Origin of the sequence: Elioraea sp., from assembly GCF_051860475.1 — a bacterium.
Taxonomy (GTDB): domain Bacteria; phylum Pseudomonadota; class Alphaproteobacteria; order Acetobacterales; family Acetobacteraceae; genus Elioraea.
Genome location: NZ_JBHYDW010000188.1, coordinates 1 through 6,968 on the forward strand (window position 1 = coordinate 1; position 6,968 = coordinate 6,968).

Below are 6,968 nucleotides of genomic sequence, written 5' to 3' on the forward strand. Positions count from 1 at the left end.
CCGCACCACGCGCAAGGACACCCGGACCAAGCGGTGGGTGAGCCGGATCGCCAACGCGGTGCGCGCCCGGCTGCTCGGCGACGCGACCCCCGACACCGGCTGCGGGCTGAAGGTGTTCCGCCGCGCCGACTTCCTCGACCTGCCGCGGTTCGACCACATGCACCGCTACCTGCCGGCGCTGTTCCTGCGCGCGGGCGGGCGGGTGCGGAGCGTGCCCGTGCACCACCGCCCGCGGTTGCGGGGACAGTCGAACTACGGCGTGCTCGACCGGCTGGGGGTCGCGCTGTTCGACCTGATCGGCGTGATCTGGCTGCAGCGTCGCGGGCGGCGCCCCGAGCTGGAGCCTGACGAGGCGCCGTGAGCGGGACCGCGGCACGGCGCCGCGCGGCCCTCCTCCGGCTCGTGGTGCTGGCGGCCGGGCTGGTGGCTGGCGGGCTGATGCTGCGCGAGGTCGGTCTCACGCCCGATGCCGGCTGGGTGGAGCACTGGGTCCGCGGCCGGGGTTTGCTCGGCGACCTCGTGTTCATCGCGATCGGCGCGGCGGCGACCGCGGCCGGGGTACCGCGCCAGGGAGTGGCGTTCCTCGGCGGCTACGCCTTCGGCGCGCTGGAGGGCACGATCGTCGCCCTGGCCGCGCAGGTGGTCGGCTGCGCGCTCTCCTATGGCTGGGCGCGGCTGGTCGGACGCGGCTGGGCCGAGCGCCGGCTCGCGGGACGGTTCGGCCACCGGCTGCGCCCGCTCCGCGACGCTCTGGCGGGCAGCCCGTTCGGCGCCACGCTGGCCCTGCGGCTGCTGCCGGTGGGCAACAACCTTGCCCTGAACCTGCTGGCCGGGATGGCCGCGATCAGCCCGCTGCCCTTCCTCGCCGGCTCGGCGCTGGGCTACGTGCCCCAGACCCTCGTGTTCGCCCTGCTCGGCAAGGGCGTGCGGGTGGACGGGGCGTGGCAGCTGGCCCTGGCGGTCGCGCTGTTCGTGGTCTCGGCCGCGATCGGTCTTGCCCTGCTGAGGCGCCACCGTGCCGGCCGGGCGATGGAGGCGGAGGGCAACGGCGGCTGAGCGAGGCGGTCTTGCGGCAGGTCATCGACGCCGCAGCTCGATCATGGCAGGAGCTACCCATGCAGACGGACGTCGCCATCATCGGCGCGGGCCCGGCAGGGCTTGCACTCGCGGTCGCTCTGAAGGGCAGTGGTCTCGACGTCACCCTGATCGAGCGCAGCCCGGAGGCAAGCCTCGCTGCGCCTGCCTTCGACGGCCGCGAGATCGCGCTCACGCACCGCTCGCAGGCGATCCTGCGCGACCTCGGCGCCTGGGACCGCCTGACCGAGACTGAGATCGCCCCACTCGGCGAGGCGCGGGTGATCAATGGCGCCTTCCCGCTCGCGCTCCGCTTCGCGCCGCCCGCGTCCGGCGAGCCGCTCGGCCGGCTCGTGCCGAACCACGCGATCCGGCGGGTGCTGTTCGAGACCGTCTCCGGGCCGGTGGGCACACGGCTGCTGGCCGGATGCGAGGTCACCGACCTCGCGCTGGCGGCCGAGGCAGCGCGGCTGCGGCTCGACAGCGGCGAGGAGATTGCCGCACGGCTGGTTGTGGCGGCCGATTCGCGCTTCTCGGCGGCGCGCCGGCGCGCCGGGATCGGCGCCGAGATGCTGGATTTCGGCCGCTCCATGATCGTCTGCCGGATGGCCCATGAGCGGCCCCACGATGCGACCGCGACCGAGTGGTTCGGCCATCGCCAGACCATCGCCATGCTGCCGCTGCATGGCGCGGCCTCCTCGGCCGTGCTGACTCTCGCGCCCGACGAGGCGGCGCGGATGCTGGCGCTCGATCCGGAGTCGTTCGGCGCGGAGGTGGCGCGGCGCTACGAACGGCGGCTCGGTGCGATGCGGCTGATCAGCACCCGCCATGTCTATCCGCTGGTTGCCGTCTATGCCCACCGCTTCGCCGGGCGCCGCTTCGCCCTGCTCGGCGACGCGGCGGTGGGAATGCATCCGGTGACCGCGCACGGGTTCAATTTCGGGCTGTCGGGCGCCGTGCTGCTGGCCGCGGAACTGAGGCGTGCCGTGGCGCGCGGCATCGATCCTGGGGCGAGCGGTGCGCTGTCGTACTACGCTTCGGCGCATCGACGGGCGACGCTGCCACTGTTCCTGGCTACCAACGCGGTCGCCCGGCTCTATGGCGACCACCGTGCCCCGGCGCGGCTCGCCCGTGCGGCGCTGATCGGCGCGGGTGCGGCGCTGCCGGTGGTCCGCCGGGCGATCGTCGCCCGGCTGATGGATGCGCGCCCCGCGCTCAGTGCAGGCTGAGCTGCCCGCCGGCGTAGCGGAGCTCGGCTGGACGGACGAGCGCGGCCGAGGCCACCCTGACCGAGTGCAGCTTGCCATCCAGCTCGCGCTGCCAGAAGGCAAGGAAGCGGCTGAGTTCCGGGAAACCCGGGGCAAGGTCGAAATCCTGCCAGATGTAGGTCTGCAGCAGCCCGGGATGATCGGGCAGGTGGTAGAGGATCTGCGCGGTGGTCAGCCGATACCCCATCAGCTGCCGTTCGATCACGGAACCGGACATCCTAGTCTGTCTCCTCCATGGCGGGTTGCCCGCCGGTGACCGGTTTCTCCCCCTCCATGCGCTGAATCATGCCACACGGTTGCTGGCAGGAGAACTAAAAACGAGCGATTTCAGATAGTTGGCAGCGTCTTGCCGCGAGTGCTGCCAGTCTTGACTTGTGCGCTGGGCTCGCCTAGATCGTTGGCACTCCTCGGGAGGGAGTGCTAGCAGCGATGCGTGGCGGCCTCTCGGCCGGGGGGATTCCCAACTTCCAGGGCCATCTACGGAGACATCCGATGAAGTTCCGTCCCCTGCACGACCGGGTGGTGGTGCGGCGTATCACTGCCGAGGAGAAGACCTCCGGCGGCATCATCATCCCTGACACCGCGAAGGAGAAGCCGATGGAGGGCGAGATCGTCGCCGTCGGCCCCGGCGGGCGCAACGAGAAGGGCGAGCTCGTGAAGCTCGACGTGAAGGAAGGCGACCGGGTGCTGTTCGGCAAGTGGTCCGGCACCGAGGTCAAGATCGACGGCGAGGAGCTGTTGATCATGAAGGAGAGCGACATCATGGGGATCGTCGAGATCCCTGCCGCGCGCAAGAAGGCCGCCTGAACGCTCCCTGATCCCCGAATCCCTGAACAGAACGAAGGTGTGAGGACATGCCTGCAAAGGACGTGAGGTTTGGCGCGGATGCGCGCACGCGCATGCTGCGCGGCGTCGACATCCTGGCCGATGCCGTGAAGGTGACGCTCGGTCCCAAGGGCCGCAACGTCGTGCTCGACAAGAGCTTCGGCGCGCCCCGGATCACCAAGGACGGCGTGACCGTCGCCAAGGAGATCGAGCTCGCCGACAAGTTCGAGAACATGGGCGCGCAGATGGTGCGCGAGGTGGCCTCGAAGACCAACGACGTCGCCGGTGACGGCACCACGACGGCCACCGTGCTCGCGCAGTCGATCGTGCGCGAGGGCGCGAAGGCGGTCGCGGCCGGGATGAACCCGATGGACCTGAAGCGCGGCATCGACAAGGCCGTCGGCTCGATCGTCGAGGAGCTCAAGAAGAAGTCGAAGAAGATCTCGACCTCCGCCGAGGTCGCCCAGGTCGGCGCGATCGCAGCCAACGGCGAGCGGGATATCGGCGAGATGATCGCCAAGGCGATGGAGAAGGTCGGCAACGAGGGCGTGATCACGGTCGAGGAGGCCAAGGGCATCCAGACCGAGCTCGACGTCGTCGAGGGCATGCAGTTCGACCGCGGCTACGTCTCTCCGTACTTCATCACCAACGCGGAGAAGATGACGGCCGAACTCGACAATCCCTACATCCTGATCCACGAGAAGAAGCTCTCGGGCCTGCAGCCGATGCTGCCGCTGCTCGAGGCGGTGGTTCAGTCGGGCAAGCCGCTGCTGATCGTGGCCGAGGATGTCGAGGGCGAGGCGCTCGCCACGCTGGTGGTGAACAAGCTGCGCGGCGGGCTCAAGGTCGCGGCCGTCAAGGCGCCTGGCTTCGGTGATCGCCGCAAGGCGATGCTCGAGGACATCGCGATCCTCACCGGCGGCCAGGTGATCAGCGAGGATCTCGGCATCAAGCTCGAGAACGTCACGCTGAACATGCTCGGCAAGGCGAAGAAGGTGCTGATCGAGAAGGAGAACACCACAATCGTCGAGGGTGTCGGCAAGAAGTCCGACATCCAGGGCCGCTGCAACCAGATCAAGGCGCAGATCGAGGAGACCACCTCGGACTACGACCGCGAGAAGCTGCAGGAGCGGCTGGCGAAGCTCGCCGGCGGCGTGGCCGTGATCCGCGTCGGCGGCTCGACCGAGGTCGAGGTGAAGGAGCGCAAGGACCGCGTCGACGACGCGCTGCACGCGACCCGCGCGGCCGTCGAGGAGGGGATCCTGCCGGGTGGCGGCGCCGCACTCGCGCGCGCGACCGCGATCCTGGGCAAGATCAAGGTCGAGAACGACGATCAGCGCTTCGGCGTCGACATCGTCAAGCGTGCGATCACCAGCCCGCTGCGCCAGATCAGCGAGAACGCGGGCGAGGACGGCGCGGTCATCCTCGGCAAGGTGCTCGACAACGACGACTACAACTGGGGCTATGACGCGCAGGCGGGCGAGTTCAAGGACCTCGTCAAGGCCGGCATCATTGACCCGACCAAGGTCGTGCGCACCGCGCTGCAGGATGCGGCCTCGGTTGCCTCGCTGCTGATCACCACCGAGGCGATGGTGGCCGAGCGTCCGGAGAAGAAGGCCCCGGCCGGTGGCCCGCCGGGTGGCGGCATGGGCGACATGGACTTCTGATCGGCTGTGCCGATCGGCGACGTCTGATCGCCCGTCTACCGCTGATGTGCGGGGGGCGCCCTTCTGGGCGCCCCCCTTTGTTTTGGCGCCACGACGCCAGCACGGATTATCCTTGACCCGCGGGCTCCGACCTGCGCCTATCGCCCCTGCAATCGTGCGTTTCGCTTGCCTTGGCTTGGCTCTCCGGCACCCCCGGGCGTCTTCGGCCCTCGCTTCCGAAAAACCCGGTTGTCCAGACGCGGTGCGATCGTCTCACCGCGTGACGTGCTGTGAAGGAGGGCCACATGGCCACAGGCACCGTGAAGTGGTTCAACGCGACCAAGGGCTTCGGCTTCATCGTTCCCGATGCGGGCGGCAAGGATGTGTTCGTGCACATCACCGCCGTGCAGGCGGCAGGCCTCCAGGGGCTGAACGAGGGCCAGAAGGTCAGCTACGAGGTCAGCATGGAGCGCGGCAAGGCGGCCGCCGGGATGCTGCGCGCGCTCTGAGCGCGCGCCATCCGGTCCACGCGATCGGAGGGGCCGCCCCGCAGGGGGCGGCCCCTTTATCGTTTTGGCTTGACCCTCACCGGCAGGGGCGTGTTCCCTGGATGCGCAATCGTGCGTTTGGCTTGACTGACCTCGCCTCCTCTCTGGCTTCCGGGCTACCGAGCGGCTGATGGCTTTCTCTCCGGACCCGGTTGTCCGCCGCGCCGCGGCGGTGCTTGGCAGCAGAGGAGGGCCGCATGGCCACAGGTACTGTGAAGTGGTTCAACGCCACCAAGGGCTTCGGGTTCATCGTGCCCGACCAGGGCGGCAAGGACGTGTTCGTGCACATCACTGCGGTGCAGGCGGCAGGCCTGACCGGGCTGAACGAGGGTCAGAAGGTCAGCTTCGAGGTGAGCATGGAGCGCGGCAAGCCCGCCGCGACGAATCTCCGCGCCACTTGAGCGCACGCTGATCCGCGCGGGCCGCATCCGCGAGGGTGCGGCCCTTTCGTTTGCGTGCATTCCGGGCGAGGCTCGCCGCATGTTCGATCTCCCTGCACTCGAGGCCGCCGCCGCGCTCGTCCACAGCCACATGCCGCCGACACCGCAGTATCGGTGGCCGCTGCTTGCCGCGCGGACGGGATGCGAGGTGTGGGTCAAGCACGAGAACCACACACCCACCGGCGCCTTCAAGCTGCGCGGCGGGCTCGTCTATCTGGAGCGGTTGAAGCGCGAGCGTCCCGATTGCCCCGGCATCGTCTCGGCCACGCGCGGCAATCACGGTCAGTCGCTCGCCTATGCAGGCGCGCGGTTCGGCGTGCCCGTCACGATCGTCGCCCCGCACGGCAACAGTGTGGAGAAGAACGCGGCGATGCGGGCCTTCGGCGCCACACTCGTCGAGCACGGGCGCGATTTCGACGAGGCACGCGAGCACGCCGAGGCACTCGCGGCCGAACTCGGACTGGAGTTCGCCCCCTCCTTCGCACCCGACCTGGTGAAGGGGGTCGCGACCTACGCGCTCGAACTGTTCCGTGCCGCGCCGAAGCTCGATGCGGTCTATGTGCCGATCGGACTTGGCTCAGGGATCTGCGGCCTGATCATGGCGCGCGACCTGCTCGGGGTCTCCACCGAGATCGTCGGCGTGCAGAGCACCGCGGCGAACGCCTATGCGCTGTCGCTTGCGGCGGGGCACGTCGTGCCCACCAATAGCGCCGACACGTACGCCGACGGCATGGCGACGCGCATTCCGGATCCGGGCGCGTTCGAGTTCATCCGTCGAGGTGCCGCGCGCATCGTCGAGGTGACCGACGACGAGGTGGCCGAGGCGATCCGCATCTACTGGAACGACACGCACAATCTTGCCGAAGGCGCCGGGGCCGCACCGCTGGCCGCGCTGCTTCAGGAGCGCGAACGGATGCAGGGCAGGCGCGCCGGCGTGATCCTGTGCGGCGGCAACATCGATCTCGCGCTGTTCCGTTCCTGGGTCCTGGGAACGCCATGACCGACACGATCCTGATCCGCAATGTCCACCCGCTGGGTGGCGCCCCCGCCGACATCCTGATCGCGCACGGCCGCATCGCCGCGATGGGCACGGGCCTCGCGGCTCCCTAGGGCGCGGTCGAGGAGGATGGTGCCGGCGCGCTCGCCCTGCCGGGCCTGATCGAGGGC

Annotated in this window: 8 protein-coding genes and 1 pseudogene; 8 read left to right on the forward strand and 1 reads right to left on the reverse strand. The window is 69.5% G+C overall.

Annotated features, from left to right (window positions below; all coding sequences use genetic code 11):
• The 3 genes and pseudogenes from ACTIFU_RS21465 to ubiM all read left to right on the forward strand — a co-directional run.
• Positions 1 to 361: pseudogene (locus ACTIFU_RS21465) on the forward strand (dolichol-phosphate mannosyltransferase); the annotation flags it as partial.
• Complete coding sequence (locus ACTIFU_RS21470) at positions 358 to 1,056, forward strand: TVP38/TMEM64 family protein (RefSeq protein ID WP_439580365.1); 699 nt, start codon at positions 358 to 360, stop codon at positions 1,054 to 1,056. The pseudogene ACTIFU_RS21465 and the gene ACTIFU_RS21470, both read left to right, overlap by 4 nt.
• Positions 1,057 to 1,115: 59 nt before the next feature.
• Positions 1,116 to 2,303 carry a 5-demethoxyubiquinol-8 5-hydroxylase UbiM gene (ubiM, locus tag ACTIFU_RS21475; protein ID WP_439580366.1) on the forward strand — a complete coding sequence of 396 codons (1,188 nt, stop codon included), beginning with the start codon at positions 1,116 to 1,118 and terminating at the stop codon, positions 2,301 to 2,303.
• Here ubiM and ACTIFU_RS21480 read toward each other — a convergent pair.
• Positions 2,290 to 2,559, reverse strand: coding sequence for an usg protein (locus tag ACTIFU_RS21480; RefSeq protein ID WP_439580367.1), 270 nt, complete (start codon positions 2,557 to 2,559; stop codon positions 2,290 to 2,292). The genes ubiM and ACTIFU_RS21480 overlap by 14 nt on opposite strands.
• 275 nt (positions 2,560 to 2,834) lie before the next feature.
• Here ACTIFU_RS21480 and groES point away from each other — a divergent pair, with 275 nt between their 5' ends.
• The 5 genes from groES (at position 2,835) to ACTIFU_RS21505 (ending at position 6,801) form a co-directional block, all read left to right on the forward strand.
• Positions 2,835 to 3,149, forward strand: coding sequence for a co-chaperone GroES (gene groES / locus ACTIFU_RS21485; protein ID WP_439580368.1), 315 nt, complete (start codon positions 2,835 to 2,837; stop codon positions 3,147 to 3,149).
• Positions 3,150 to 3,196: 47 nt separating this feature from the next.
• A complete protein-coding gene (gene groL, locus ACTIFU_RS21490) occupies positions 3,197 to 4,834 on the forward strand; it encodes a chaperonin GroEL (protein WP_439580369.1) in 1,638 nt (545 codons plus the stop codon).
• 284 nt (positions 4,835 to 5,118) lie between these two features.
• Entirely contained in the window at positions 5,119 to 5,322 is a 204-nt protein-coding gene (locus ACTIFU_RS21495; protein ID WP_439580370.1) for a cold-shock protein, read from the forward strand.
• Between the two features lie 236 nt (positions 5,323 to 5,558).
• Positions 5,559 to 5,762 (forward strand): cold-shock protein, encoded by a 204-nt coding sequence (locus ACTIFU_RS21500; RefSeq protein ID WP_439580371.1) that lies wholly within the window; start codon positions 5,559 to 5,561, stop codon positions 5,760 to 5,762.
• A gap of 79 nt (positions 5,763 to 5,841) precedes the next feature.
• Positions 5,842 to 6,801 carry a threonine dehydratase gene (locus ACTIFU_RS21505; protein ID WP_439580372.1) on the forward strand — a complete coding sequence of 320 codons (960 nt, stop codon included), beginning with the start codon at positions 5,842 to 5,844 and terminating at the stop codon, positions 6,799 to 6,801.
• Positions 6,802 to 6,968: the final 167 nt, after the last annotated feature.